Annotated in this window: 28 protein-coding genes; 6 read left to right on the forward strand and 22 right to left on the reverse strand. The window is 69.4% G+C overall.

Annotation, left to right across the window (positions count from 1 at the left end):
- Positions 1-28: 28 nt before the first annotated feature.
- From tatC to QMK24_RS20205, 10 genes are all read right to left on the reverse strand, one after another.
- On the reverse strand, positions 29-955 hold the full coding sequence (tatC, locus tag QMK24_RS20160; protein WP_283467749.1) for a twin-arginine translocase subunit TatC: 927 nt from the start codon (positions 953-955) through the stop codon (positions 29-31).
- A 61-nt stretch (positions 956-1,016) separates the two neighbouring features.
- Positions 1,017-1,298 (reverse strand): Sec-independent protein translocase subunit TatA, encoded by a 282-nt coding sequence (gene tatA / locus QMK24_RS20165; protein WP_283467750.1) that lies wholly within the window; start codon positions 1,296-1,298, stop codon positions 1,017-1,019.
- A gap of 274 nt (positions 1,299-1,572) precedes the next feature.
- Complete coding sequence (locus tag QMK24_RS20170; RefSeq protein ID WP_283467752.1) at positions 1,573-1,776, reverse strand: hypothetical protein; 204 nt, start codon at positions 1,774-1,776, stop codon at positions 1,573-1,575.
- Between the two features lie 18 nt (positions 1,777-1,794).
- Positions 1,795-2,049 carry a CpXC domain-containing protein gene (locus tag QMK24_RS20175; RefSeq protein ID WP_283467753.1) on the reverse strand — a complete coding sequence of 85 codons (255 nt, stop codon included), beginning with the start codon at positions 2,047-2,049 and terminating at the stop codon, positions 1,795-1,797.
- A gap of 9 nt (positions 2,050-2,058) precedes the next feature.
- The gene (locus tag QMK24_RS20180) at positions 2,059-3,006 is read right to left on the reverse strand and encodes a helix-turn-helix transcriptional regulator (RefSeq protein WP_283467756.1); all 948 of its coding nucleotides are present in this window, start codon (positions 3,004-3,006) and stop codon (positions 2,059-2,061) included.
- Positions 3,007-3,020: 14 nt separating this feature from the next.
- Positions 3,021-3,962, reverse strand: coding sequence for a helix-turn-helix transcriptional regulator (locus tag QMK24_RS20185; protein ID WP_283467757.1), 942 nt, complete (start codon positions 3,960-3,962; stop codon positions 3,021-3,023).
- Positions 3,963-4,071: 109 nt separating this feature from the next.
- Entirely contained in the window at positions 4,072-4,443 is a 372-nt protein-coding gene (locus QMK24_RS20190; RefSeq protein WP_283467758.1) for an FKBP-type peptidyl-prolyl cis-trans isomerase, read from the reverse strand.
- Positions 4,444-4,484: 41 nt separating this feature from the next.
- Positions 4,485-5,432 (reverse strand): FKBP-type peptidyl-prolyl cis-trans isomerase, encoded by a 948-nt coding sequence (locus tag QMK24_RS20195; RefSeq protein ID WP_283467760.1) that lies wholly within the window; start codon positions 5,430-5,432, stop codon positions 4,485-4,487.
- Positions 5,433-5,601: 169 nt separating this feature from the next.
- The gene (gene pafA / locus QMK24_RS20200) at positions 5,602-6,963 is read right to left on the reverse strand and encodes a Pup--protein ligase (RefSeq protein ID WP_283467762.1); all 1,362 of its coding nucleotides are present in this window, start codon (positions 6,961-6,963) and stop codon (positions 5,602-5,604) included.
- Positions 6,964-6,972: 9 nt separating this feature from the next.
- Complete coding sequence (locus QMK24_RS20205; RefSeq protein ID WP_283467763.1) at positions 6,973-8,220, reverse strand: MFS transporter; 1,248 nt, start codon at positions 8,218-8,220, stop codon at positions 6,973-6,975.
- A 103-nt stretch (positions 8,221-8,323) separates the two neighbouring features.
- Between QMK24_RS20205 and QMK24_RS20210 the strand changes: the two genes are divergently transcribed.
- The gene (locus QMK24_RS20210) at positions 8,324-9,343 is read left to right on the forward strand and encodes a LacI family DNA-binding transcriptional regulator (RefSeq protein WP_502962628.1); all 1,020 of its coding nucleotides are present in this window, start codon (positions 8,324-8,326) and stop codon (positions 9,341-9,343) included.
- 402 nt (positions 9,344-9,745) lie between these two features.
- On the opposite strand, the gene prcA is transcribed toward QMK24_RS20210, so the two are convergent.
- The 6 genes from prcA to arc form a co-directional block, all read right to left on the reverse strand.
- Positions 9,746-10,492: a proteasome subunit alpha gene (gene prcA / locus QMK24_RS20215; protein ID WP_283467765.1), complete on the reverse strand. Its 747-nt coding sequence runs from the start codon at positions 10,490-10,492 to the stop codon at positions 9,746-9,748.
- A gap of 70 nt (positions 10,493-10,562) precedes the next feature.
- The gene (prcB, locus tag QMK24_RS20220) at positions 10,563-11,408 is read right to left on the reverse strand and encodes a proteasome subunit beta (protein ID WP_283467767.1); all 846 of its coding nucleotides are present in this window, start codon (positions 11,406-11,408) and stop codon (positions 10,563-10,565) included.
- Positions 11,360-11,680 (reverse strand): endonuclease domain-containing protein, encoded by a 321-nt coding sequence (locus QMK24_RS41865; protein WP_502962629.1) that lies wholly within the window; start codon positions 11,678-11,680, stop codon positions 11,360-11,362. The genes prcB and QMK24_RS41865 overlap by 49 nt, the downstream gene beginning before the upstream one ends.
- Entirely contained in the window at positions 11,589-11,807 is a 219-nt protein-coding gene (locus QMK24_RS20230; protein WP_277437432.1) for a ubiquitin-like protein Pup, read from the reverse strand. Before QMK24_RS20230 ends, QMK24_RS41865 begins: the two co-directional genes overlap by 92 nt.
- Before the next feature lie 108 nt (positions 11,808-11,915).
- Positions 11,916-13,427, reverse strand: coding sequence for a depupylase/deamidase Dop (dop, locus tag QMK24_RS20235; protein WP_283467770.1), 1,512 nt, complete (start codon positions 13,425-13,427; stop codon positions 11,916-11,918).
- A gap of 242 nt (positions 13,428-13,669) precedes the next feature.
- Positions 13,670-15,436: a proteasome ATPase gene (gene arc, locus QMK24_RS20240; protein ID WP_283467772.1), complete on the reverse strand. Its 1,767-nt coding sequence runs from the start codon at positions 15,434-15,436 to the stop codon at positions 13,670-13,672.
- Positions 15,437-15,721: 285 nt separating this feature from the next.
- Here arc and QMK24_RS20245 point away from each other — a divergent pair, with 285 nt between their 5' ends.
- The gene (locus QMK24_RS20245; RefSeq protein ID WP_283467819.1) at positions 15,722-15,988 is read left to right on the forward strand and encodes a ferredoxin; all 267 of its coding nucleotides are present in this window, start codon (positions 15,722-15,724) and stop codon (positions 15,986-15,988) included.
- A 4-nt stretch (positions 15,989-15,992) separates the two neighbouring features.
- On the opposite strand, the gene QMK24_RS20250 is transcribed toward QMK24_RS20245, so the two are convergent.
- The 3 genes from QMK24_RS20250 to QMK24_RS20260 all read right to left on the reverse strand — a co-directional run bounded on the left by QMK24_RS20250 (position 15,993) and on the right by QMK24_RS20260 (position 19,066).
- The gene (locus QMK24_RS20250) at positions 15,993-16,553 is read right to left on the reverse strand and encodes a hypothetical protein (RefSeq protein WP_283467774.1); all 561 of its coding nucleotides are present in this window, start codon (positions 16,551-16,553) and stop codon (positions 15,993-15,995) included.
- Positions 16,554-16,751: 198 nt separating this feature from the next.
- The gene (locus QMK24_RS20255; RefSeq protein WP_283467775.1) at positions 16,752-17,738 is read right to left on the reverse strand and encodes a tRNA (adenine-N1)-methyltransferase; all 987 of its coding nucleotides are present in this window, start codon (positions 17,736-17,738) and stop codon (positions 16,752-16,754) included.
- A gap of 113 nt (positions 17,739-17,851) precedes the next feature.
- A complete protein-coding gene (locus QMK24_RS20260; protein ID WP_283467777.1) occupies positions 17,852-19,066 on the reverse strand; it encodes a site-2 protease family protein in 1,215 nt (404 codons plus the stop codon).
- A gap of 138 nt (positions 19,067-19,204) precedes the next feature.
- Between QMK24_RS20260 and QMK24_RS20265 the strand changes: the two genes are divergently transcribed.
- Both QMK24_RS20265 and QMK24_RS20270 read left to right on the forward strand, forming a co-directional pair.
- Positions 19,205-20,065 (forward strand): RecB family exonuclease, encoded by an 861-nt coding sequence (locus QMK24_RS20265; RefSeq protein WP_283467780.1) that lies wholly within the window; start codon positions 19,205-19,207, stop codon positions 20,063-20,065.
- A 39-nt stretch (positions 20,066-20,104) separates the two neighbouring features.
- A complete protein-coding gene (locus QMK24_RS20270) occupies positions 20,105-20,776 on the forward strand; it encodes a response regulator (protein ID WP_283467782.1) in 672 nt (223 codons plus the stop codon).
- Positions 20,777-20,798: 22 nt separating this feature from the next.
- Here the strand turns inward: QMK24_RS20270 and QMK24_RS20275 are convergent, their stop codons facing one another.
- Positions 20,799-21,425: a cyclodeaminase/cyclohydrolase family protein gene (locus QMK24_RS20275; RefSeq protein ID WP_502962630.1), complete on the reverse strand. Its 627-nt coding sequence runs from the start codon at positions 21,423-21,425 to the stop codon at positions 20,799-20,801.
- Positions 21,426-21,530: 105 nt separating this feature from the next.
- On the opposite strand from QMK24_RS20275, the gene QMK24_RS20285 reads away from it, so the two are divergent.
- A complete protein-coding gene (locus QMK24_RS20285; RefSeq protein WP_283467783.1) occupies positions 21,531-22,046 on the forward strand; it encodes a GNAT family N-acetyltransferase in 516 nt (171 codons plus the stop codon).
- Between the two features lie 98 nt (positions 22,047-22,144).
- The gene (locus QMK24_RS20290; RefSeq protein WP_283467785.1) at positions 22,145-23,128 is read left to right on the forward strand and encodes a sigma-70 family RNA polymerase sigma factor; all 984 of its coding nucleotides are present in this window, start codon (positions 22,145-22,147) and stop codon (positions 23,126-23,128) included.
- On the opposite strand, the gene QMK24_RS20295 is transcribed toward QMK24_RS20290, so the two are convergent.
- Together QMK24_RS20295 and QMK24_RS20300 are read right to left on the reverse strand one after the other, a co-directional pair.
- The gene (locus QMK24_RS20295) at positions 23,061-23,474 is read right to left on the reverse strand and encodes an STAS domain-containing protein (RefSeq protein WP_283467786.1); all 414 of its coding nucleotides are present in this window, start codon (positions 23,472-23,474) and stop codon (positions 23,061-23,063) included. The genes QMK24_RS20290 and QMK24_RS20295 overlap by 68 nt on opposite strands.
- 140 nt (positions 23,475-23,614) lie before the next feature.
- Positions 23,615-25,213, reverse strand: a complete 1,599-nt coding sequence (locus QMK24_RS20300; RefSeq protein WP_283467789.1) for an ABC transporter substrate-binding protein — start codon at positions 25,211-25,213, stop codon at positions 23,615-23,617.
- Positions 25,214-25,240 lie beyond the last annotated feature (27 nt).

A 25,240-nucleotide genomic window follows, 5' to 3' on the forward strand; every position in this document is an offset into this window, starting at 1 on the left:
TTACCCCTCGTGATCAACCGCGTCGAGGTCAGGTGGCGTCGTCGAAGTCGTCGTCAGGACGGTCCAGGGCGCGGGGTGCGGGTGCCGCGGCGATCTGCTCGGGGATGTGGTCGAGGCCGGACGCCTCGTCCGGGTCGAGCGAGAAGTCCGGGTCCGCCTCACGGCGGCGCCTCTTGCGGATGTCGTTGGCGTAACTGATGCCCACGGCCCCGAAGTACAGGAACACGATGGGGGCCGCGAGCAGGCACATCGTGAGCGGGTCGCCGGTGGGCGTGGCCACCGCGGCGAAGATGGTGATACCGAGCACCATGAGCCGCCACCAGCTGAGCATCCGCTTGGCGGGGAGGACTCCGGTGAAGTTCAGCAGGACCAGGAGCAGCGGCAGTTCGAAGGCGCAGCCGAAGACGATGATCATGCGGACGACGAGGTCGAGGTAGTCGTCGAGCGGGAACAGGTTGCGCGCGTCCTTGACCGTCAGGCCGATCATGATCTGCGCGGTCTGCGGCAGGATCACGTAGGCGAGATAGCCGCCGCCGAGGAAGAGCGGGACACCCGCGCCGACGAAGGAGATCGCGTAGCGCTTCTCCTTGGTGTGCAGTCCCGGCGCCAGGAACGCCCAGAGCTGGTAGAGCCAGATCGGCGTCGTGGCCACCAGGCCGGCCATCAGGGAGACCTTCATCGCGATCGAGAAGGGGCCGGTCAGCCCGTTCACGGTCATCTCCGCGCACGGCTTGCCGTCGGCCCCTTTGAGCGCGCCGTTGACGCAGCCAACGGACTTCAGGACCGGGTGCATGAAGAATTGGATGATGTCGCGGTAGAAGAACGACGCGACGATCGTGACGACGATGATCGCCAGAACCGACTTCAGCAGTCGGTTGCGCAACTCTCGCAGGTGGTCCGCGAGCGGCATCCGCCCCTCGGGATCCTTCTCCTGCTTGCGGGCAGACTTGAGCACCCACGTCCTCGTCTCGTGCGGCAGCCGTCAGCGGCTTGGTGCGAACCGGTACGGGCTGGGGTCAGGCCTGGGTGGTGTGGTTCGGCTCCGCGACCGGGCGGGCGCTGGTCACATCGCCGGGGGCGGCCTGGATCGTCTTCGGCGCGGCGGGCGCGGACTCAGCGGTGTGAGCGTCCGCCACCGGTGCCTCGTCGTCCTTCTTCATCGCCTTGGCCTCGCTCTTGAGGATGCGGGCCGACTTGCCGAGCGACCGGGCCATGTCCGGAAGCTTCTTGGCGCCGAACAGCAAGATGACGACGAGAAGGATGAGGACGATCTCGAGGGGCTTGAGATTGCCGAGCATAAGTGTCTACCTTCTCACCGGAGCGGCGTGGGTCCTTGTCTTCGCCGGACCGGGCATGTGCCCGTTCCGCCGTACTGGCAGTGATCGTAGCGTGCGGCGGTAAACGCCGGGCAATCCGCCGGCAACCACCAGGTGCGACCCCCGCCGCTCGTACACGGGGCCGCGCTAGGCAGCGTACCTCCCGGGACGGCCATGAACGAGGGTCGATCGTGTAACGCCGGGATTCTCCCGCCTGGCGATCCCCCGATTCACCGTTGTGCCGGGCGCAGGCACGTCAGCCGCGGGAGATGTCCCCGGCGCGCTCCGCGAGCGGCTCCGCGGCCTGGCGCAGCCGCTCGGAGGCGCGGGCGAGGTCGTCGGTGCTCCTGGCCACCTGCCCGGCCAGCCGCTGAACCTCGGCGAAGACCCGGACACCGAGCACACCGAGCACGAGGATGCCGGCGGTCGAGAGGCCGACGTACAGGTAGAGCCACCACATGGCCCCGACCCTATCGGCTCAGCCGATGTGCAGCCGCATGGTGCGCACCCCGCCGCCGGTGAGCAGTTCGATGATCCGCTCCCCCGCCGGCCTGCGGACGGCCATCCCGCACCCGGGGCAGGTGAAGGAGTAGAACGTGGTCCGGTGGGTGCGGCCGATGGCCAGCCGCAGCTCCTGCGACGCCAGCTCGAAGCGGCCGCGGCAGTCCGGGCACGCGGCCTTGAAGAGCACCGCGGACGGCGCCGGGGACGTCATCGTGGAGGCCATCGTCATCGTCGCTCCCTATTCTCCGTACGCCGCCAGCGCCAGCACGGCCGCGTCGCGCGCCCGCGCGGCGAGGTCGGCCGGCGAGACGATCCGGCCGTCCCGGCCCAGCCGCAGCGCCAGCCGGCGCAGCGAGCCCGGGTCGGGGGTGCGCAGGCTGATCCGCAGGCCCCCGTCGGGCAGCTCGTCGGCGCTGTCGTGCGGGTAGTACTCGGCCACCCAGCGGCCGCCGGGGCCCACCTCGACGACGACCTCCGGGTCGTCGCCCGCCGGCTGCACCAGCCCCAGCGACAGGTCGCGCGGCTCGATCCGCGGCGGGTCGGACGGCTCGTCGAGCAGTTTGATCTCCGCGACCCGGTCGAGCCGGAAGGTGCGGCGGTCCTCCGACAGCCGGCACCAGCCCTCGAAGTAGGTGTGCCCGACCGCGAAGAGCCGGATCGGGTCCACCTCACGCTCGGTGAGGGCGTCCCGGGCGGGCGAGTAGTAGCGGATCCACAGCCGGCGCCGTTCGGCGATGGCCCGGTCCACATCCGCGAAGACGCTGCCCTCGGACTCGAAGGTCACCGACAGCTGGGAGCTGGCGGCCGCCACCTCGCCGGCCGCGGTCTCCAGCTTCGCCGTGGCCCGCAGCAGCGCCTGCCGGTCGCTGTCGCGCAGGCCCGGCAGGTTCGCCACCGCCCGCGCCGCGACGAGCAGCGCCGTGGCCTCGTCCGCGGCCAGCCGCAGCGGCTGCGCCACATCGTCGACGTTGTGCCACCAGATCCGCTCGCCGTCGGTGTCGATGTCGAGCAGGTCACCGCCGCGGAAGCTCGTACCGCACAGCGGCAGCACGTTCAGGTCACCGATCAGCTCGGCCTCGGTGACCCCGAAGGCGCGGGCGACATCGGTGACGCGCGCGCCGGGGCGTTCCCGCAGGTACGTCACCAGGGAGAGCATCCGCCGGGTCTGGTCGATCGCGTTCGCCATGTCGTGAAGTCCCGTCAGTCCTTGGCCACGGCGCGCAGCCGGTCGACCACATCGGCCCGCAGTTCGGCGGGTTCCAGGACCACCACGTCGGGGCCGAACTCCACCAGCCAGGCGTCGAGTCCATGCCCGTACGGGATTTCCAGTTCGTCCCACTCGGCGTCCACCGGCTCCGACGTCACGGCCTTGGCCCGCAGCGGATAGCCCGACTCGCGGCGCAGCCGGATCCTCGCGGTCGCGGTCGCGCCCTCGCCGGCCCAGCTCGCGACGGCGGCCCGTACGTCCACATGGTCGGGGACCGGCGCGCTGAAGGCACCGGCGCGGGAACGGACCTTGCCGGAGATGCGCGAGAGCCGGTAGACCCGCACCGCGTCGCGGTCACGGTCCCAGCCGGCCAGGTACCAGTGGCCGCGCCAGCACTCCAGGGCCCACGGCTCGACCTGCCGGGGTTCGGGGCGCACCGCGTTCGCCTTGCGGTAGTCGAAGGAGACGGCCCGGCGCTCACGCGTCGCGACCATCAGCGGCTCGAACGCGGGCTCGGGGGTCGGGATACGCGGCTCCAGCGCGCTGTGGGTGTCCTCGAACGGCACACCCGCCGCCCGCAGCTTCTGCAGCGCGCCACTGGCGGCCTCGGCGAGCCGGGCCTGCTGCCACACCTTGGCGGCGAGGCTCAGGGCGGCGGCCTCCTCGGCGTCCAGCGCGATCTCGGGCAGCCGGTTGCGGTCGCGGCGGGCGAGGTAGCCCACCTCGCCGTCGACGCTCTCCACCGTCTCGATGATCAGTCCGAGTTCCCGCAGATCGTCCTTGTCGCGCTCGAACATCCGGTTGAACGCGTCGTCGGAAACCATCTCGTGATAGGCCTCGATCGACTCGCGCAACTCCCGCTTGCTGACGGGACGCCGGGTGTTCATCAGGCACAGCGCCAGGTTCATCAGCCGCTCGGCCTTGGCAATCGCCATCGCGCACCCTTCGTCTTCAGCTCTCGATCGATGACCGTACCGCTCCGGGGAGCTGCGGCAAAAGCCGAGGGCCCATGCCAGGAGGCATGGGCCCTCGAAACGCGCCTGCTCAGACCGAGACCAGGTCCACGACGAAGATCAGAGTCTCGCCCGGCTTGATCGCCGGGGTCGGGCTCTGGTTGCCGTACGCGAGGTGCGCGGGGATGGTCAGCTGGCGGCGGCCGCCGACCTTCATGCCCTGCACGCCCTGGTCCCAGCCCTTGATGACACGGCCGCCACCGAGCGGGAAGGTGAACGCGGCGCCACGGTTCCAGCTGGCGTCGAACTCCTCACCCGTGCTGAACGAGACGCCCACGTAGTGGACGCTGACGTTCTGGCCCGCCTTGGCCTCCTCGCCGGTGCCCTCCCAGATCTCCTTGATCTGAAGAGTGGCCGGCGGCTCGCCTTCGGGGAAATCGATCTCGGGCTTCTCGATGCTCACTGCGGTTACTCCTTGATACGTTGCGGGCAACCCGGACAGTCTTACAGAAGCGCCAGGATGTCCAGCGAGAAGACCACCGTCGAGTTGGCCGGAACCCCGGTCTGCGCCTTGTCGCCGAAGCCCTCGGACGGGGGAAGGACGAGCAGCAGACGACTGCCGATCTTCTTGCCGGTCAGGCCGGCCACCAGGCCCTTGATCTGCAGCTGATTCAGCGCCGGGATCGACGTCGTCTTCCCGGTGGCGTAGCCGTCGTCGAACTTCGAGCCGTCCTTCCAGACGAATCCCTCGTACTGGATGACTACGCCGTCGGTGGCCTTGACCACGGGGCCGCTGCCCTCGATGACGTAGTTGGAGACCAGCGCCTTGGGCGGGTCCACCTTCGGGATCGTCACGGTCGGGGCCTTGCCGTCGGTGTTGGTACCGACCTGCGGCAGCTTCGCGTCGTCCTGCTTGACCTCGGTGCCCTTGGCCGACGTCGGGACGGTGGTGGCCTTGAGGATGTCCACGACGAACACGAGGGTGGAATTGGCGGGAATGGTGGTGCCCTGCGCCTGAGCCCCGTAGCCGAGGGCCGGGGGGATCCCCAGCATGACGCGGCTGCCCACGTTCTGGCCCTCCAGGCCCTGGTCCCAGCCCTTGATGACACCGCCCGCGCCGATCGTCAGCGGGAACGACTGCTTCCGGTCGAAGCTGTTGTCGAAGGGCTTGTCGGAGGTCCAGGTCTGGCCCAGGTAATTGACCTGGACGTTCTGGCCCTTCGCGACCTTCGCCCCGCTGCCCTTGCTGACGACCTCGACCTTGAGCTCCTTGGGCGGATCACCCTCGCCCTTGGCAATGGTCGGCTTTTCACCGATCTTCACCCCGGCCGTGATGGAAGGCAGGCCCATCTTGGACGTGAAGGCGGCGGAATTTGAGTTGCCCTTGTCGCTGCCGCACGCTGCGGTGAGCAGCAGCACGGGGACGACGAGCAGAGCGGCAAGTCGGCGCACGTAATCCTCAGATCTCGGTTGGCACTGGCGTTTCGCGCCACTCTAAGGCGTGCGGCAGGCCCCGTACGCGGACGTACGGGGCCTGTGAGTGTCCTGTGACCCTTTCCCGCCGGGTCCCCGCCGGGTCCCCGCCCGGTCGTCCGCAGATCGCATACCGGCGGTGAGCGGGTCACATACCGGCGATGAGCTTCTCCACCCTGTCATCGACCGACCGGAACGGGTCCTTGCACAGCACGGTGCGCTGCGCCTGGTCATTGAGCTTCAGATGCACCCAGTCGACCGTGAAGTCACGCCGCTGTTCCTGGGCGCGCCGGATGAAATCGCCGCGCAACCGGGCGCGAGTGGTCTGCGGAGGCACCGACTTCGCCTCGAAGATCTTCAGATCGCTGCAGATCCGCTTGGCCTGGCCCTTCTTCTCCAGCAGGTAGTACAGGCCGCGGCGGCGGTGGATGTCGTGATAGGCGAGGTCCAGCTGGGCGACGCGCGGGTGGGACATCGTGATGTTGTCCCGGTTCCGGTAGCGCTCGATCAGCTGGTACTTCATCACCCAGTCGATCTCTGTGCCGATGGCGGCGAGGTCGCCGCTGCCGATCGACTCCAGGGTGCGGCCCCACAGCTCCAGCACCTGCTCGATCACGCCGTTGCGGATGCCGCGGCGTTCGCAGAAGTCGACGGCCTTGGAGTAGTACTCCTGCTGGATCTCCAGGGCGGACGCCTCGCGGCCGGTGGCCAGCCGCACCTTGCGGCGGCCGGTGATGTCATGACTGACCTCACGGATCGCCCGGATCGGGTTCTCCAGAGTGAGGTCACGCATCACGATGCCCGCTTCGATCATGCGCAGCACGAGGTCGGTGGCCCCGACCTTGAGCAGCATCGTCGTCTCGGACATGTTGGAGTCGCCGACGATCACATGCAGCCGCCGGTAGCGCTCCGCGTCCGCGTGCGGTTCGTCGCGGGTGTTGATGATCGGGCGGGAGCGGGTGGTGGCGGAGCTGACGCCCTCCCAGATGTGCTCCGCGCGCTGGCTGACGCAGAAGACCGCGCCGCGGGGGGTCTGCAGCACCTTGCCGGCGCCGCAGATCATCTGACGGGTGACCAGGAACGGGATCAGGATGTCGGCGAGCCGGGAGAACTCGCCGTGCCGCGCGACGAGGTAATTCTCGTGACAGCCGTAGGAGTTCCCCGCGGAGTCGGTGTTGTTCTTGAACAGATAGACATCGCCGGCGATGCCCTCTTCGTGCAGACGCCGTTCGGCGTCCACCAGAAGGCCTTCGAGGATGCGTTCGCCGGCCTTGTCATGGGTGACGAGCTCGGTCAGATTGTCGCACTCCGGAGTGGCGTACTCCGGGTGCGAGCCGACGTCGAGGTAGAGGCGGGCGCCGTTGCGCAGAAAGACGTTGCTGCTTCGACCCCATGACACGACACGGCGGAAGAGGTACCGCGCCACCTCGTCAGGAGACAGACGCCGCTGCCCCCTGAACGTGCATGTGACGCCGTACTCGTTCTCCAGCCCGAAAATGCGGCGGTCCATGTCTGAACATTACGCCTGATGCGTGGCGCTGAAACCGAGTTCGACTCCATCGATTCGATCTTTTTCCAACTCGGTTTTCAGGTTTGGGGGCGCAAGGAATCGGGCGGTCGCGAGGAGTACGGCCAGCGCAACGACTCCGCCGGCCACCGCAACGGCGAATCCGGCGGCGACCCCGCCGAACTGCGCGGCAGGCCCCGCGGCGGCGGTTCCGAGCGAGGCGCCGACACCGATCGCGGTCACCAGCCAGGAGAACGCCTCGGTCACCGTGCCGCTCGGCGCGTGCCGGTCCACCACCACGAACGCGCAGGCCAGGACCGGCGCCAGGAACACTCCCGCGAGGCCCGAGAGGACCGTCATCGCAACCACGCCGGGGACGAGCACCAAGGGCGCATAACAGATGGCCAGTCCGACGGCCAGCACCCGCAGCCGGCGCTCGGGTGTGCCCGGCCAGGGCCGCGCTCCGTACGTCACACCACCGATGAGGGCGCCGAGTCCGAGCGCGGACAGCAGATAGCCGTTCACCATGCCGCCGCCGTGCACGTCCGCGTAGGCGACCGCGGCGACCGCGATCGACCCGAGGGCGACACCGACGAAGAACAGCGAGCCGATCAGGGCGCGCAGCTCCGGCGCGCGCAGCGGTCCGAGCCAGTCGGCGGCCCGGGGTTCGGCCCGCCACTCACGGGACGGCGGGGCCGTGACAACGCCGAGCGCGCCCGCCACACCGACCGCCGCGATCCACAGCACGGCGGCGGTCTCGGAGGCGACCGCGACCAGGGCGGTGACGAGGACCGGGCCGATAGTGAACATCAGCTCCTGGGCGGCGGCGTCCAGGGCGTAGGCGGCGTGCAGCCGGTCCTCACTCTTCAGGACGCCCGGCCACAGCGCCCGCAGCCCGCCTTCCAGCGGCGGGGTGAACAGGCCGGCGACCACCATCGCGACACAGGCCACGGGAAGCGGATCGGGTCCTGACAGGGCGAACAGCACCATGCCGGCGGCGGACAGCACGGCCGACGGCAGCATGACGCGCGGCTGGCCGTAGCGATCGGTGATCCGGCCGAGAAGCGGCTGGCCGACGGCGGTGCCGAGACCGTAGAGCGCGCCCAGCGAACCGGCGAGCGAGTAGCTGCCGCCCTCGGCGCGGGTCAGCAGCACGATGCACAGCGCGGCCGTCGCGTTGGGCAGCCGGCCGATCAGGGTGCCGCTGAGCAGCCGGGCGGCATGCCGCGTCCTCAGCAGATCCGCGTATCCCGTCGCCATACCGGCCCCTCTCCCCCGGACACCACCGAAGTGTTACGTATAACTTGTTGCGTCATACGTACCATGACCGCAGGCCGCGGGTCCATCCGCGGGGACCGGAAGGATGCCCGGAGTGACCGATACCGCACGCCCGACCTCACGGGACGTGGCGCGGGCCGCGGGCGTCTCGCAGGCGACCGTGTCACTGGTCCTGGGCGGCAAGTCGCGCGGCCGGGTCTCGGACCGCACGGCGGAAGCGGTACGCGCTGCGGCGCAGGCGATCGGCTACCGGCCGAACCTCGCCGCCCGCAATCTCCGGCTCGGCCGGACCCGTACGGCGCTGCTGGTGGTCCCCGTACTGACCAATGAGTACTTCGCCCGCGTCTACACCGGTGCCGCCCGCGTCGCGGCGGAGCACGAGTTCGGCGTGGTGCTCTACCCCTCGCCCGACGGCATCGGGCCGGCCCGTGACCCCTTCGGCTCCGCCCGCGCCTCGATCGACGGCGTCATCGCGTCCTCGATGGCCGCCGACGCGCTCGACGCCATCGGCGGCGGCGACCTCCCGCTCGTCATGCTCGACAGCGACCCCGGCGAGGCGAGCGCCGCCGCCACCGTGAACTTCGACATCGCCGACGGCATGCGGCAGGTGGCCCGCCATCTGCTCGGACTCGGACACCGCCGGTTCACCCACCTCGCCTCCGCCGTCGACACCTGGACCTTCCAGGTCCGCGCGGACGCGCTGGCCGCCACGCTGGCGGGCGCCGAGGGCGCCCGGCTCCACACCGAGCGGTCCGCTCACAGCGTCGGCGACGCCCGGCTCGCCGCCGAAATCGCGCTCAGCCGGCCAGGACCCCGGCCCACCGCGCTGATCTGCGACGACGACATCCTCGCCGCAGGCGCCTGCAAGGCCGCCCGCCGGCTGGGACTGCGGGTGCCCGGCGATGTGTCGGTGACCGGATTCGACGACCTCGCGCTCGCCACCGCCGTCGAACCGGAACTCACCACCGTCCGGCTGCCCGCCGACGAGATCGGCGGCCGCGGCATGGCGGCACTGCTGGCCGTACTCGACGGCCGCCCCGCCGACCGCGGCGACCTCCCCGTCGAACTCGTCGTACGCGGCTCCACCGCCCCGCCGCCGAAGTGACCCGCCCCGGGCGCCGGGGCGTCCGGCGCGTGACGTCCGGCGCGCGGGGACGGCGCCTGCCCCGGACCGGTACCCGACGCGCGGGGACGGCGCCCGCGCCCGCACACCCATGAGGAATGGCACACGGCCGCCCGGCATGGCTACCGACACCCGGGAACGGCGCCGCCCGCCCGGGAACGGGCACCCGCCAGAAACCGCATACGCCCGCGCGGGACTGGGTACCGGGCGCGCGGGGCCGGCGCCGCGCGCCCGGGCACAGGCACCCGCCGCCCAGGAACGGCACCCGCCCGGAATCGATCGGCACTGCTCCCGGCCAGGGAACCGCACACGCCCGCGCCCCGGCGGCTCTGGGCCGGTCGGGGCGCGGGCGTGAGGTACAGAGGACGGCGGGCGAAGGCCCCGCTACTCCTCCTCGTCGGAAGGGTCGTCGGTCTTGGTGGTCGCCGCGCTGTCCGCCTCCAGGAGGCGGGCCAGCTGACGGCCCAGGATCCGCTTGAACTTGCGCTGCTGCGGCCGCGTCCTGTCCAGCACCGCGACCTCCAACTGCTCGGCGGTGAGCTGCCGTTCGGCGCCGTTGCTGTCCCGGCCGAGCGATTCGGCCGCCAGCTTCAGCACCTCCGCGAGCGTCATGCCGTCACGGTGCCGCTGGTCGAGATAGGTGCCGATCGAGTCCGAGTTCCCGCCGACCGCGACGGCGCCGTGCTCATCCACGATCGAGCCGTCGTGCGGCAGCCGGTAGATCTGGTCGTCCTCGGGGGCCGCGCCGACCTCCGCGACGATCAATTCCACCTCGTACGGCTTCTCACCGACGCTGGAGAAGATCGTGCCCAGCGTCTGGGCGTAGACATTCGCCAGGCCGCGGGCCGTGACGTCCTCACGGTCATAGGTGTAGCCCCGCAGATCGGCGTAGCGCACGCCGCCGATCCGCAGATTCTCGAACTCGTTGTACTTGCCCACCGCCGCGAAGGCGATCCGGTCGTAGATCTCGCTGACCTTGTGGAGGGCGCGGGACGGGTTCTCAGCGACGAACACGATGCCGTCGGTGTACTGCAGTACGACGACGCTGCGGCCGCGCGCGATGCCCTTGCGGGCATACTCCGCACGGTCGGCCATGGCCTGCTGGGGTGAGACATAGAACGGCGTCGACACCGGCTATCCGTCCCTTTCTGTCAGTGGCGAGTTCATTCCCGTTTCCCGGTCCGTCGGTCCGGACGGACCGTCAGAGCAGTTCGGCACGCGGGCCGTCGGGCTGTTCCAGCCGCCGCTCGTGGATGATACGGACGACTTCGGACGACTCTGCCTCGGTGAGCTTGCGGAAACCCTCGTCGGTGATGACGGTGACGATCGGATAGATGCGCCGCGCCAGGTCCGGGCCACCGGTGGCCGAATCGTCATCAGCGGCGTCGTACAGGGCCTGCACGACCAGGGTGATCGCCTGCCCCTCCGTCAGATCCTTGCGGTACAGCTTCTTGAGCGAGCCGCGAGCGAAGACCGAACCGGAACCGGTCGAGGCGAATCCGTGCTCCTCGGAGCGGCCGCCGGTCACGTCGTAGGAGAAGATCCGGCCCTTCTCGCGGTCCACGTCGTACCCGGCGAAGAGCGGTACGACGGCGAGCCCCTGGAGCGCCATCCCGAGATTCCCGCGGATCATCGTGGACAGGCGGTTCGCCTTGCCCTCCAGGGAGAGCACCGCGCCCTCGATCTTCTCGTAGTGCTCCAGTTCCAGCTGGAACAGCCGCACCATCTCCACGGCCAGGCCGGCGGTCCCGGCGATGCCGACGGCCGAGTACTCGTCGGCCGGGAAGACCTTCTCGATGTCGCGCTGCGCGATGACATTGCCCATCGTCGCGCGGCGGTCACCGGCCAGGATCACCCCGCCGGGGAAGGTCGCGGCCACGATCGTCGTGCCGTGCGGGATCTCGATGGCGCCCTGGAGCGGCGGCAGGCTCCGGTTGCGCGGCAGCAGATCGGGTGAGTGCTCGCCGAGGAAGTCGATGAACGAGGACGAACCAGGCGTCAGGAAGGCAGCTGGCAGACGCCCGGTGCTACGAGTGTTGGCTTCCACACGTTTCCTTCCACGTATGCGACGGCCCGGCGCATGACGACAGACCGGTCATTGAACTGTCCAAGTGCTGCGTCGCAGCTGAGGCACAGTGTGCCTCGGACCCTACCCGTCTCACGGCAGTGATCCACATGCTCCCGAGAGGTCCGGGCAGAGCGCTCCGGGCGGTACGCCCGGAGCGCTCTACTGCCCGCCTTTTTGCACGAATGAGCGCACGAAGTCCTCGGCGTTGGCCTCGAGTACGTCGTCGATCTCGTCCAGGATGTCGTCGACATCCTCCGAGAGCTTCTCGTGGCGCTCCTTGAGTTCGTCCGAGGTCTGCGCGTCCTGCGCGACCTCTTCGACTTCCTCTGTGGCGCGTGTCGCCTTCTGCTGTCCGCCGTCGGTGTCCTTGGTAGCCATGACGCTCACCCCGCTCGGTTGCGTTTCCTACGTGATCAGACCCTACAAGCCGGGTCCGACATCGGCCCGGCTTCCGCTCACTTGCTTGATTCCCGGTTCTGGGGCATTTCAGCCGCCGGAAAGGATGCGGACCAAGTCTTCTGCCGTGCGGCAGCGGTCCAGGAGCTCTTTGACGTGGTTGCGGGTGCCGCGCAGCGGCTCCAGCGTCGGAACCCGCTGGAGGGAGTCACGGCCCGGCAGATCGAAGATGACCGAGTCCCAGGAGGCGGCGGCGACGTCATCGGCGTACTGCTCGAGGCAGCGGCCGCGGAAATAGGCGCGGGTGTCCTCAGGGGGCTTGGTACGGGCGCGCTCGACGGCGGGCTCCTCCAGGAGCCGCTGCATGCGGCCGCGGGCCACGAGACGGTTGTAGAGGCCCTTGTCGGGCCGTACGTCGGCGTACTGGAGGTCGACGAGGTGCAGCCGCGCGGCGTCCCACTCGAGACCGTCACGGCGCCGGTAGCCCTCGAGGAGCTCCCGTTTGGCGACCCAGTCCAGCTCGCCCGACAGGCTCATCGGGTCGTTCTCGAGCCGGTTGAGCACGTCCTCCCAGCGGCTGAGGACATCCTTGGTCTGGTCGTCCGCATCGGCGCCGAAGCGCTCCTCGATGTACTTGCGGGACAGGTCGAAGTACTCCATCTGGAGCTGTACGGCGGTGAGGGTGCGCCCGCTGCGCAGCGTGATGAGATGTTGCAGTGTGGGGTCGTGGCTGACCTGGTGCAGGGTCCGTACCGGCTGGTCGACGGCCAGGTCCACCTTGATGAAGCCGTCCTCGATCATCGACAGCACGAGTGCGGTGGTGCCGAGCTTGAGGTAGGTCGAGATCTCGGAGAGGTTGGCGTCCCCGATGATGACGTGCAGCCGCCGGTACTTCTCCGCGTCCGAGTGGGGTTCGTCGCGGGTGTTGATGATGGGGCGCTTGAGCGTGGTCTCGAGGCCGACCTCGACCTCGAAATAGTCGGCGCGCTGGCTCAGCTGGAAGCCGTGTTCCCGGCCGTCCTGGCCGATGCCGACGCGGCCGGCCCCGGTGACGACCTGGCGCGAGACGAAGAACGGCGTCAGATGGCGCACGATGTCCGAGAAGGGGGTCTCCCGCTTCATCAGATAGTTCTCGTGGGTGCCGTAGGACGCGCCCTTGTTGTCGGTGTTGTTCTTGTACAGGTGGATGGGCTGAGCGCCGGGGAGCTGCGCGGCGCGCTCGGCGGCCTCGGCCATGATCCGCTCACCCGCCTTGTCCCACAGGACGGCGTCGAGCGGGTTGGTGACCTCGGGTGAGGAGAATTCCGGGTGGGCGTGGTCGACGTACAGCCGTGCTCCGTTGGTGAGGATGACATTGGCCAGGCCGATGTCCTCGTCGGTGAGCTGGCTCGAGTCCGCGGTGTCACGGGCGAGGTCGAAGCCCCGGGCGTCACGAAGCGGGTTCTCTTCCTCGAAGTCCCAGCGGGCGCGGCGCGCCCGGTGCATCGCCGCCGCGTACGCGTTGACGATCTGGGACGAGGTGAGCATGGCATTGGCGTTCGGGTGGCCGGGGACGGAGATGCCGTACTCCGTCTCGATACCCATTACTCGCCGTACGGTCATGCGGCCCTCCTTGCCCGGCGCCGCCCCGTGCTGGGGCTGACGCTCAAGTACCGCTGCGCATATGGCCCGAGTGCGACTGCTGATCCCTGAGCCGCACTGCAAGGCGCGGTACGGAAGAGCCTAGAACGCGATGGCGGCGGTGGGGAGATCATTTCACTCATTACTCCGGTCCTGCCTGACCTGTGGACAAACACTCCGGCTGCGGGTACCCGGTCGGGGCGCCCGCAGCCGGAGAGGTTGCTTTACAGGTACTGCCCGGTGTTGGCGACAGTGTCGATGGAGCGGCCGGTATCCGCGCCCTGCTTCCCGGTGACGAGGGTGCGGATGAACACGATCCGTTCGCCCTTCTTGCCGGAGATCCGGGCCCAGTCGTCGGGGTTGGTGGTGTTGGGCAGGTCCTCGTTCTCCTTGAACTCGTCGACACACGCGGCGAGCAGGTGGGCGACGCGAAGACCGCGCTGGTTGTGTTCGAGGAAGGCCTTGATCGCCATCTTCTTGGCCCGGTCCACGATGTTCTGGATCATCGCTCCGGAGTTGAAGTCCTTGAAGTACAGGACCTCCTTGTCACCGTTGGCGTAGGTGACCTCCAGGAAGCGGTTCTCCTCCGTTTCGGTGTACATCCGCTCGACGACGGCCTGGATCATGGCCTCGACGGTGCCGGCCTTCGATCCGCCGTGTTCCGACAGGTCCTCGCTGTTGAGCGGGAGTGTGGGAACGAGGTACTTCGAGAAGATGTCCTTGGCCGCCTCGGCGTCCGGCCGCTCGATCTTGATCTTGACGTCCAGACGGCCGGGCCGCAGGATCGCCGGGTCGATCATGTCCTCGCGGTTGGAGGCGCCGATGACGATGACGTTCTCCAGGCCTTCCACTCCGTCGATCTCGGCGAGCAGCTGGGGGACGATGGTGTTCTCCACGTCCGAGCTGACACCGGATCCGCGGGTGCGGAAGAGGGATTCCATCTCGTCGAAGAAGACGATGACGGGGGTGCCCTCGCTCGCCTTCTCCCTGGCTCGCTGGAAGACCAGGCGGATCTGACGCTCGGTCTCGCCGACGTACTTGTTGAGCAGCTCCGGACCCTTGATGTTCAGGAAGTAGCTCTTCCCCTGCGGCTGTCCCGTGACTTCGGCGACCTTCTTGGCAAGGGAGTTGGCGACTGCCTTGGCGATGAGGGTCTTTCCGCAGCCGGGGGGGCCGTAGAGCAGTACGCCCTTGGGCGGGCGCAGCTCGTACTCCTTGAACAGGTCCGCGTGCAGATAGGGCAGTTCGACCGCGTCGCGGATCTGCTCGATCTGACCGGCGAGGCCGCCGATCTGCTGGTAGTCGATGTCGGGGACCTCCTCGAGGACGAGGTCTTCGACCTCGCTCTTGGGGACCCTTTCGTATACGTAGCCGGAGCGGGGCTCCAGCAGGAGTGCGTCGCCTACGCGGAGAGCGCCGTCCAGGAGTGGCTCGGCGAGCCACACCACCCTCTCCTCGTCGGTGTGTCCGACGACCAGGGCTCGTTCGCCGTCCTCAAGGATCTCCTTGAGGGTGACGATGTCGCCGACGCGCTCGTACTTCATGGCCTCGACCACGTTGAGCGCTTCATTGAGCATGAGTTCCTGACCTCGCCGGAGGTCTTCAAGTTCGACGGAGGGGCTGACGTTCACCCGCAGCTTTCGGCCGCCGGTGAAGATGTCCGCCGTTCCGTCCTCGTTCGCCTGCAGAAAGACGCCGAAACCGGCAGGAGGCTGCGCGAGCCTGTCCACTTCTTCCTTGAGGGCCACGATCTGGTCGCGGGCCTCGCGGAGAGTGTTCGCGAACCGCTCATTCTGAGCGGACACGCCTGCCAGGTTGGTCTGCAGCTCGACGATCCGCTCTTCGAGAATCCTCGTGTGACGCGGAGAGTCGGCGAGCTTACGTCGCAGGACGGCGATTTCCTGCTCAAGAAAGGCGACCTGGCTCGTGGTGTCATCTGAACCACGAGCGGGTCGGCCGCCACGGGTGATGTCGTCGTCGTGGGCCGCCACGGTCCTCACCTCCTCCAAGGGGAGCTGGACGTTTCCAGACCCTACCTGGGCCGGTGGGGGTTGAAACCCCTAGATCACAAAGACGGTCGGGGTGTGTCCGATCTTCACCCTTGCGTACGTCCTCACGCCAGGGAGATACCCACGGATCAACATCGGAAAGCGGCCGGTTGTATCGTCGGTTCGGTCAACACCCGTCAGGGACTGTTGCGGTCCGTGTACGGACCGATCCATGAACAGCAGGCGAGGTATCCCGTGAGCAACGTGTCCGAGGCCGACGCGGAAGAGATGGAAGTCTGGATCGACCAGGACTTGTGCACCGGGGACGGCATCTGTGTGCAGTATGCGCCCGAGGTGTTCGAGCTCGACATCGACGGGCTCGCCTACGTCAAGGGCAACGATGACGAGCTGCGGCAGTCACCGGGTGCGACCGCTCCGGTTCCGCTGACCCTGCTGACCGATGTGGTGGATTCGGCCAAGGAGTGCCCCGGCGACTGCATCCATGTACGCCGCGTCACCGACCGGGTCGAGGTGTTCGGCCCCGACGCCGGGTGACCGGTCAGATACCGTTCGCCAGCGCGCCCGGCGTGGCGTAGTAGCGGCCCGCCCGCCACTGCCAGGTGTAGGTGCGCTTCTGGTCGGGGCAGCAGCGGGGTGTGGCGTCGCTCGAGAACCCGAGCACGGTCGCCCTGACGATGCGGCCCTGGAGCCCGAAACCCGTGATGCTGCGCTGCTCCGCGGGATCGACCAGCGTGGCCACGACGCGCGGCGCGCTGCCTGGCGCCGCGCCCGGCGCCAGGACGTAGACCCCGCTGGGCGGGGTGCCGGCCTCAGCGTGACAGCGCACGACGACGACCGTCTCGGGCCGGCCGTCCCGGTCCAGATCCCCCGAGACGCTGCTGACGACGTCCACGGGCGCTCCCGCACAGTCGAGTGGGTACTTGGCCGCCCTGGGGTCGGGGGCGGCCTGCGTGGTGACGTCTGAGCCGTGCGAGGAGGCATCGGCGGGCTGGACCAGGGCCCCGGCGCCGATGACCGCGCCGACCAGCGCGGCGGTGGAGATCCAGTGCGCCGTGCGGGCTCGGGTATGCGGAAGGGCCGGTCCTGCGGAGGGCTGCACTCGCCTGGCTCCTGGGGAGTTCGAGGGGGTGGCCAGCATGGTGCCATACGTCACACTCGGGCGGAACAGCCGGGTCCGGAGGGAGAACCGGGTCGGCGGGGAATCGGCGAATCGGCGGGGAAACCGGAAAAGGCGCTGTCGTCGGATGCCCCAGCGGGGGAATCCGGCGACAGCGCCTTCACCTGGGCGTGCCCGGTGCTACTCGGTCGGCTCGGGTGCCTCGGCGACCTCGGCCGTCTCGGCCGCTTCGGGCGTTTCTGCCGTCACGGACGGGTCGGCGGCCGCGCGGGTGCCCCCGCTTTCGCTGCCGGGTCCGGTGTAGTCGTCGCCGTACGAGCCCTTGGAGGGGCGGCGGCGGCGCAGCGGCGGCTCCACGCCGTCGGCGAGCCGACGAGCGGTGAGCAGGAAACCGGTGTGGCCGATCATGCGGTGGTCGGGACGTACCGCGAGGCCCTCGACGTGCCAGTTGCGGACCATGGTCTCCCAGGCCGCCGGCTCATTGAAGGTGCCGTGCTCACGGATCGCCTCGACGGTGCGGGCCATCTGCGTGGTGGTGGCGACGTAGCAGCACAGGATGCCACCGGGGACGAGGGCCTTGGAGACGGCGTCGAGGCATTCCCAGGGGGCGAGCATGTCCAGGATGACGCGGTCGACATCGGTGTCGGACAGATTGTCCTGGAGGTCGCCGACGGTCAGCGTCCAAGCGGGGTGTTCCCCGCCGAAGTAGCGCTGGACGTTCTGGGTGGCGATCTCCGCGAAGTCGGCGCGGCGCTCGTAGGAATGCAGCATGCCCTGGTCGCCGACGGCACGCAGCAGGAAGCTGCTGAGCGAGCCTGAGCCGACTCCGGCCTCGACGACACGGGCGCCGGGGAAGATATCGGCCATCGACAGGATCTGCCCCGCGTCCTTGGGGTAGACCACCGCGGCTCCGCGTGGCATGGACAGGACATAGTCGGGGAGCAGGGGGCGCAGCGCCAAGTAGGCGACGTTCCCCGTGGTACGGACAACACTTCCTTCAGGAGCACCGATCAACTCGTCGTGCGAGAACGCACCCTTGTGGGTGTGGAACTGCTTCCCGGCTTCGAGCGTGAAGGTGTAGTGGCGTCCCTTGGGGTCGGTGAGCTGGACCTGGTCCCCGACTTGGAATGGGCCGCGACGGCGGGCGGCACCGGTCGGTTCGGACATGTGAACAGCCTAGCTGGCTTTTTTTGGGCTCGGTTCGCCTCCGCGGTGGGCCGGACCTCGCGGACCGGGCCCCCGACACGGCCGGCCTGGCCGCAACGCCTGGGGATCAGCCCTCAGGAAGCCGGCCGGGCCATCGCCGCCAGGAAGGCCTTCTCCACGTCGGCCGTCGAAAGTACGCCGTAGATCTCGCCCGTCGGCTCGACGACGAGGTATTCGGTCGACGGGGTCGCGCGCAGTGTGTCCAGCAGGTCCTCGCCGGAGAGCTCCGTGGAGACCCTCATGCCCGGCTTGAGGTCCTGGGCCAGGCCGCTGACCGCGACCCAGGGGCGGCGGTGTTCCGGGATGCCGACTATGGCGGCCTCGCGGACGACCGCGGTGGGGTCTCCGTGACCGTCCACGACGACCAGGGCGCGGGCGCCGGCCTCGTTGGCGCGCCGTAGTGCCTCGGACAGCGGGGTGTCGGAGCTGACGGGCACCGCGCGCCGGGTGAGGGTGCGGGCGCGCAGGTCGGGGAGGCGTTCGCGCAGCCGGGCCATGCGCAGACTGTTTCCGGCGCCGGTCCAGATGATTGCGGCGAGGATGGCGGCGAGCAGGGCGTCGGTGAGCGAGTCGAAGCCGCTGCTGCCGGCCGTGTTGTTGTACGTCAGCACCGGCAGGCCGAGGACGGCGATGGCGAGCGCGCGGCCGGTCCAGGCGGCGGCGACGGTGCCGCTCATGGGCTTGCCGGTGATCTTCCATACGACGGCACGGAGCATGCGTCCGCCGTCCAGCGGGAGGCCGGGCAGCAGGTTGAACACGGCGACGATCAGGTTGCTGATCATGAGGCCGGCGAGGAGCACCCCGGGGACCGTGCCGGGCTCCACGGCCTTCATGCCGCCGTAGAAGACTCCGGCCAGCACCAGGGAGAGCAGCGGGCCGACGAAGGCGAGGACGAACTCCCGGCCGGGGGTGTCGGACTCCTTCTCGATCTCCGAGACGCCGCCGAAGAACTGCAGCTGGATGCGGCGCACGGGAAGCTTGAAGCGCAGGGCGGCGACGGTGTGCGCGAGTTCGTGGATGAGGACCGAGGCGTAGAACGCGACGGCGAAGAACAGCGAGACGAGGTAGCGGACCGCGCCGAGCTCGGGCAGGACCTTGTCGAGCTGGCCGCCGAAGACCCAGGTGATGAGGGCGGCGACGAGGAACCAGCTGGGGGCGACGTAGACGGGCACACCGAAGATGCGGCCCATGAGGAAGCCGCCGCCGGCCTCGCGCGGGCTCTTCTTGCGACCGTTCCCCGGCTGCTGGGCTTGCGTCTCCTGGGACGGCGGCTGCCCGCTCTCGCTCACTGGTTCCCCTCGTTCATGTGTGAACCCTCGTACCAACCATGTTGATCATGCAATGCGAGGGGCTCTGCCGTCGATGGTATTGCCAGCTGGTCCGCGGCCGACACCGACTGTCGGCGGGACGCCGTAAGGTCGTCTGCCATGGGCACCAGCACCTCAGACATCCCTCCCCGGCCACCGTCGTCACTCTCCCCGTCGCGGGCGTCGGACTTCATGCGGTGTCCGCTGCTCTACCGGCTTCGGGTGATCGACAAGCTGCCGGAGAAGCCGAGCGAGGCCGCCACCCGCGGCACCGTGGTGCACGCGGTGCTCGAGCGGCTCTTCGACTCCCCGGCGGCCGAGCGCACCGCGGACCGCGCCCGGTCGATGGTGCCGGGCGAGTGGGAGAAGCTGCTGGCCGCCCGGCCCGAGCTGGCCGCGCTCTTCGAGGTGGCGGACGGACCGGCCCTCACGCAGTGGCTGGAGAGCGCGGAGCGGCTCGTCGACCGCTGGTTCACCCTGGAGGACCCGACACGGCTGGAGCCCGCGGAGCGGGAGCTGTACGTGGAGACGGTGCTGGACTCGGGGCTGACGCTGCGCGGGTACATCGACCGGCTCGATGTGGCGCCGACGGGTGATCTGCGGGTGGTCGACTACAAGACGGGCAAGGCACCCCGCCCCGAGTACGCCGACGAGGCGCTGTTCCAGATGAAGTTCTACGCGCTGGTGCTGTGGCGGCTGCGCGGAGTGGTGCCGCGCCGGCTGCAGCTGGTCTATCTGGGCAGCGGCGACGTGATCATGTACGACCCGGCCGAGTCGGACCTGCAAAGCGTGGAGCGCAAGCTGCTGGCGCTGTGGGAGGCGATCCGGGAGGCCACGGTGACCGGTGAGTGGCTGCCGCGGCGCACGAAGCTGTGCGGCTGGTGCGACCACCAGGCGGTCTGTCCGGAGTTCGGGGGCACTCCCCCGCCCTATCCGCTGCCGCTCCCCGGCCCCGCGCCGTCCGGGGACGACCGCGTCTAGGCAACAATGGGGCCGTCCGGCGATGACGAGGGAGATCTTGTGGCGATTCGCGTCCTTCTGGTGGACGACCAGCCGCTGCTGCGTACCGGCTTCCGGATGATTCTGGAGGCCGAGCCGGACCTTGCCGTGATCGGTGAGGCCGGGGACGGCCAGCAGGCTCTGGACCAGGTGCGGGCCCTGCAGCCCGATGTGGTGCTGATGGACATCCGGATGCCGCGGATGGACGGTGTCGAGGCGACCCGGCAGATCACCGGCCCCGGGCGGGACGGGCCGGCCAAGGTCCTGGTGCTGACCACCTTCGACCTGGACGAGTACGTGGTCGAGGCGCTGCGCGCCGGTGCCAGCGGCTTTCTGCTCAAGGACGCGCCGGCCGCCGAGCTGGTGCAGGCGATCCGGGTGGTCGCGGCAGGCGAGGCCATGCTCGCGCCCAGCATCACCCGCCGGCTCCTCGACAAGTACGCGGAACGGCTGCCCTCCGGTGAGGAGTCCGTGCCGCAGCCACTGCACACCCTCACCGAGCGAGAGGTCGAGGTCCTGAAACTGGTCGCCCGCGGCCTGTCGAACGCGGAGATCGCGGCCGAGCTGTTCGTCAGCGAGACGACGGTGAAGACGCATGTCGGGCATGTGCTGACCAAGCTGGGCCTGCGCGACCGTGTCCAGGCGGCGGTGTACGCGTACGAGAGCGGGCTGGTGCGCCCCGGCGCGGGCTGAGGCAGCGCGGCTGTCCCGACGGTCAGCGTGAGGCGGCCCGCACAGTGTGCCGGAGCAGCAGGGCGGTGGTCACGGGGCCGACACCGCCCGGCACCGGGGTGAGGGCGCCGGCCTTCCCCGCGACGGACACGGCGTCCACGTCGCCGACGAGTCCGCCGTCCTCGGTGGGGTTGGTGCCGACGTCCACCACGATCGCGCCGGGCCCGATGTGCTCGGCGGTGGGGAGCCCGGGCCGCCCCACCGCCGTGACCACGATGTCGGCGGCGGAGGTGACCGCCGCCAGGTCCCTGGTGCGGGAGTGACAGATGGTGACGGTCGCGTTCTTGTCCAGCAGCAGGTGGGCGACGGGCTTGCCGACGACGGTGGAGCGTCCGACCACGGCGACGTGCCGGCCGGCGCTGGACTCGTCGGCTGTGGCCACGACCACGGCGAGTTTCGGCGGCGTGCCGGCGTCGTTCAGCGCGGCGGCCGTCCCGGCGCGGATGGCGCCCGCGTGGCCGGCGTACTTCTCGCCGGTGCTGTAGCGGGCCACCATGCCCAGCAGGGCCGCCGCCTGGGCCGCGTGGAGCGCGGCGGACGCCCCGCCGCCGGGGGTCGGCACCCGGTCGGCGAGCCGTTGCAGGAAGTCGCTGATCGTCTCGTCGCGCATGAGCGCCCGTCCTCCGGATCACTGGGAGTGCTGCCACACGCCGGAAATGGTCCCGCGCCGGATATCCCGTCGTGGCCGCGCCACCGGATAGGTAACGTCCCCGCCATGACCACTCTCCACGGCGCCTCGGTCACGCTGCGTCCGGCCGGTGCCGCCGACATCCCCGCGCTCGCCGCGATCCGCTCCACACCGCAGGTGTACGAACGCTGGCGCGGCGACCCCGACACGATGGCCGCCTCCGTGGCCGAGGACCTGACCGAGCCGGACACCGAGATCTTCGTCGTCGAGTACGGGGACCGTGTGATCGGCGCGATCCAGTGGGCCGCCGAGGAAGAGCCCGACTACCGGCACGCGAATATCGACATCTACCTCGACCCCGCCTGCCACGGCCGCGGGCTCGGCACCGACGCCGTCCGCACCCTCGCCCGCCATCTGATCACCGTCCACGGCCACCACCGGCTGACCATCGATCCCGCGGCCGACAACACCGCCGCCATCCGCTGCTACACCAACGCCGGATTCCGGCCGGTCGGCATCATGCGCGACTACGAGCGCGGCCCCGACGGGACCTGGCACGACAGTCTGATGATGGACCTGCTGGCCCGGGAGTTCCCCGGATAGCGCGGTGTCCGGCCGATCAGAGGCGCTCTGTCATACCCCGTGCCTAGGATGTCAGGGACGGCTGGAGCCGAAGGCCGACGGTCGACAGGGGGCCCTCAATGAGTGATCTCGCGGCAAGGGACGGCTTGGCGACGGAGCTGCAACTGGAGCGGCACCGGGTGGAGCTGACCGGATACTGCTACCGGATGATGGGGTCGGCGTTCGAGTCGGAGGACGCCGTACAGGAGACGCTGGTACGGGCCTGGCGCGGCTTCGACCGTTTCGAGGGCCGGGCGTCGCTGCGGTCGTGGCTCTACCGCATCGCCACCAATGTGTGTCTGGACATGCTGAAGGCGCGCGAGCGCCGGGCCCGCCCGATGGATCTCGCGTCCCCCGTCTCGTTCAACTCACCGCTGAGCCCGGCGCTGCCGGAGGCGACCTGGATCGAGCCGATGCCCGACGGCCGGATGCTGCCGTCGGCCGGCGATCCGGCCGAGCTGGCCGCCCAGCGCGATTCGGTCCGGCTGGCGTTCATCGCCGCTCTGCAGCACCTCGCGCCCCGGCAGCGCGCGGTGCTGATCCTGCGGGAGGTGCTGGCCTGGAAGGCGAGCGAGGTCGCCGAGCTGCTCGACACCACGGTCGCCTCCGTCAACAGCGCGCTGCAGCGGGCCCGTTCGGCGCTCGCCGCCGGTGATGTCACCGCCGGCGACCCGGCCCGGCCGATGGACGAGACGCAGCGCGCCCTCCTGGCGCGCTATGTGGACGCCTTCGAGCGCTACGACCTCGATTCGCTCACCTCACTGCTGCGTGAGGACGCCACCTTGTCGATGCCGCCGTACGAGCTGTGGCTCCGCGGGCACGAGGACATCCGCGGCTGGATGCTCGGGACCGGGATCGGCTGCCTCGGATCGCGGCTGCTGCCGGTCGTGGCGAACGGCTCCCCGGCGTTCGGGCAGTACCGGCCGGCCTCCGACGGCGGCCACGAGCCGTGGGCGCTCCAGGTCATCGAGATCTCGGAAGACCGGATCACCGGGCTCAACTGCTTCCTCGACACCGCTCATCTGTTCCCGATGTTCGGGCTGCCCGCCCGTCTGGAGCCGTGACGTCCGGCCCCGGCTCCAGGGGCAGGACGTCCCGCAGCCCCGCGAGGGCCAGCAGGCCGCACAGCCGGCCTCCGGCGTTCCGCAGCCGGATCCGGCTGCCCAGCCGACGGGCGGTGAGCTGCAGCCGTGCCAGGGCCTCGACGGTGCCCGCGTCCGGCTCGGTGAGCGCGGCCACGTCGCACGTCACCCAGCCGCCCTCGCTGCCGTGCAGCCGCGCCCGCAGGCGCGCGCACAGCGCGGGGATGCCGGCGCGGGTGAGGGGCGCGTCCAGGACCCAGACAAGCGCGTCCGGTCGCCCGTCCCGCTCCCCCTCGTGCCGCCCCGGCAACTCGTCCGCAGCACTCACGTCGGCCTCCTGTCGTGGGGTTCCCTACGACAGACCTCCGCGCCGGGCACAACTCATCGCCCGCGGGCCGCGGCCGGACCCGCTCCATGACGAGGCGGGCCCGGACGACAGCGTCGTCCGGGCCCGCCTCAGTGTCCGGGTCAGCCCGTCACACCTCGGCCCAGCTCCCAGAACTGGGTGGTGGAGGAGGCATTGAGCGTCCACTCGGTGCCCGTGATGTCGCTACGGGCGGCGAGGTACTGCTTGCCCTGCCACAGCGGCAGCAGCGGTACGTCCGTGGCGACGATGTTCTGTGCCGCGGTGAAGTCGGTGATGGTGGCGCTGCGCTGGGTCTTCTGCCGGGTCGACTTGATCAGCTGGTTCTGGATGACGCTGTTCGAGTAGGCCAGCTCGAGGAAGCTTTCCTTGTCGAGGAACGGGGCGATGTAGTTGTCCGGGTCCGGGAAGTCGGGGAACCAGCCCATCCCGTACACCTGGAACTGGTGCTTGCGCCCGCCCTCGGTGTAGGCGTGCCAGTCGCTCACGCCCTGCAGCTTGATCTTGAACAGCCCGGTGGCCTCCAGCTGCTTCTTGAGCAGCTGGAACTCCTGCGCGGTGGCCTCGCCGTAGTGCTCGGTCGTGTACGACAGCGTCAGCTCGACCGGCGAGGTGATGCCCGCGTCCCGCAGCGTCTTACGGGCGTTCTGTGCGTTGGGCACGCCGTAGGAGTTGTAGAACGAGTTGGCGTGGCCGGTGATGCCGGCCGGGACGATCGAGTAGAGCGGCTCGGTGGTGCGCTGGTAGACGTCGCGGGTGATCGCCTGGCGGTCCACGATCTGGGCGACGGCCTGGCGGACCGCCTTCTGCTTCACGACCGGGTCGGCCGTGTTGAAGACCAGATAGCGGATCTCGGTGCCGGGCGCCTCGGTCAGCTTGACGTCCTTGTCGTTGGCGACGTTGAGCTCGTTGAGCTGCGCGGGCGTCATCGAGCGGTTCATGACGTCGATGTCGCCGGCCTTGAGGGCCTTGCCCATGTCCGTGGAGTTCTTGAAGAACTTCAGCTCGATCTTGCTGTTGTTCAGCTTGATCGTGCCCTTGTAGTGCGGGTTCTTCGTGAAGACGGCCGAGTCGCCCTCCTTGAAGGACTCCAGCTGGTACGGGCCGGAGCCCACCATGTCGAAGCCCGCGTGCTGCTTCTTCGCGTCGTACACCTCGCTGTCCACGATGTCCGCGGCGGGCGTGGCCAGCTTGTACGGGAAGGTCGCGTCGGGGTCCTTGAGGTGGAAGACGACCGTGGCCTCGTCCGGCGTCTCGACCTTGTCGACATTGGTCAGAAGGCTGTACGGGCCGTTCTCGTCCTTGATCGCGAGCATGCGGTCGATGGAGAACTTCACGTCCTTGGACGTGAGGGCGTGGCCGTTGGAGAACTGGAGACCGTCACGCAGCGTGCACCGGTACTGCTCGCCGAGTCCGTCGGTGAAGTGGCACTCCTTGGCGGCCTCGGGCTCAGGGTCCGTGCCGCTGCGGGGGAATCGCAGCAGCGTCTGGAACGTGTTGTAGAAGACGTTCCAGGTCTGGATGTCGTAGCCCGTGACGGGGTCGAGCGGAGCCGGCGACTTCGGCGAGAGGTGGAACTCGTCGGTAGTGCCCACGACGATCGCCTTGTCGGCTCCGCTGCCACTGCCGGATCCGCAACCGGCGAGTACGGGTGATATCAGACCCACGACGACCACCGGCAGCGCGAGCAGCTTGCGATTCATCCTCGACGTTCTCCCTTGTATGTGCTG

Source organism: Streptomyces sp. PH10-H1, from assembly GCF_030063355.1.
In the GTDB taxonomy this organism is placed as follows: Bacteria; Actinomycetota; Actinomycetes; order Streptomycetales; family Streptomycetaceae; genus Actinacidiphila.

Coding starts and splice junctions, on each gene's coding strand:
- pafA (WP_283467762.1), bottom strand. CDS start 6,963: ATGGACCGCCGCATTTTCGGGCTGGAGAACGAGTACGGCGTCACATGC.
- QMK24_RS20300 (WP_283467789.1), bottom strand. CDS start 25,213: ATGAATCGCAAGCTGCTCGCGCTGCCGGTGGTCGTCGTGGGTCTGATA.
- QMK24_RS20230 (WP_277437432.1), bottom strand. CDS start 11,807: ATGGCTACCAAGGACACCGACGGCGGACAGCAGAAGGCGACACGCGCC.
- QMK24_RS20210 (WP_502962628.1), top strand. CDS start 8,324: ATGCCCGGAGTGACCGATACCGCACGCCCGACCTCACGGGACGTGGCG.
- QMK24_RS20170 (WP_283467752.1), bottom strand. CDS start 1,776: ATGTGGTGGCTCTACCTGTACGTCGGCCTCTCGACCGCCGGCATCCTC.
- QMK24_RS20265 (WP_283467780.1), top strand. CDS start 19,205: ATGGGCACCAGCACCTCAGACATCCCTCCCCGGCCACCGTCGTCACTC.
- QMK24_RS20290 (WP_283467785.1), top strand. CDS start 22,145: ATGAGTGATCTCGCGGCAAGGGACGGCTTGGCGACGGAGCTGCAACTG.
- QMK24_RS20285 (WP_283467783.1), top strand. CDS start 21,531: ATGACCACTCTCCACGGCGCCTCGGTCACGCTGCGTCCGGCCGGTGCC.
- tatA (WP_283467750.1), bottom strand. CDS start 1,298: ATGCTCGGCAATCTCAAGCCCCTCGAGATCGTCCTCATCCTTCTCGTC.
- QMK24_RS20185 (WP_283467757.1), bottom strand. CDS start 3,962: ATGGCGATTGCCAAGGCCGAGCGGCTGATGAACCTGGCGCTGTGCCTG.
- dop (WP_283467770.1), bottom strand. CDS start 13,427: ATGACCGTACGGCGAGTAATGGGTATCGAGACGGAGTACGGCATCTCC.
- QMK24_RS41865 (WP_502962629.1), bottom strand. CDS start 11,680: ATGTCGACGACATCCTGGACGAGATCGACGACGTACTCGAGGCCAACG.
- QMK24_RS20180 (WP_283467756.1), bottom strand. CDS start 3,006: ATGGCGAACGCGATCGACCAGACCCGGCGGATGCTCTCCCTGGTGACG.
- QMK24_RS20255 (WP_283467775.1), bottom strand. CDS start 17,738: ATGTCCGAACCGACCGGTGCCGCCCGCCGTCGCGGCCCATTCCAAGTC.
- QMK24_RS20245 (WP_283467819.1), top strand. CDS start 15,722: ATGGAAGTCTGGATCGACCAGGACTTGTGCACCGGGGACGGCATCTGT.
- QMK24_RS20175 (WP_283467753.1), bottom strand. CDS start 2,049: ATGACGATGGCCTCCACGATGACGTCCCCGGCGCCGTCCGCGGTGCTC.
- QMK24_RS20275 (WP_502962630.1), bottom strand. CDS start 21,425: ATGCGCGACGAGACGATCAGCGACTTCCTGCAACGGCTCGCCGACCGG.
- QMK24_RS20205 (WP_283467763.1), bottom strand. CDS start 8,220: ATGGCGACGGGATACGCGGATCTGCTGAGGACGCGGCATGCCGCCCGG.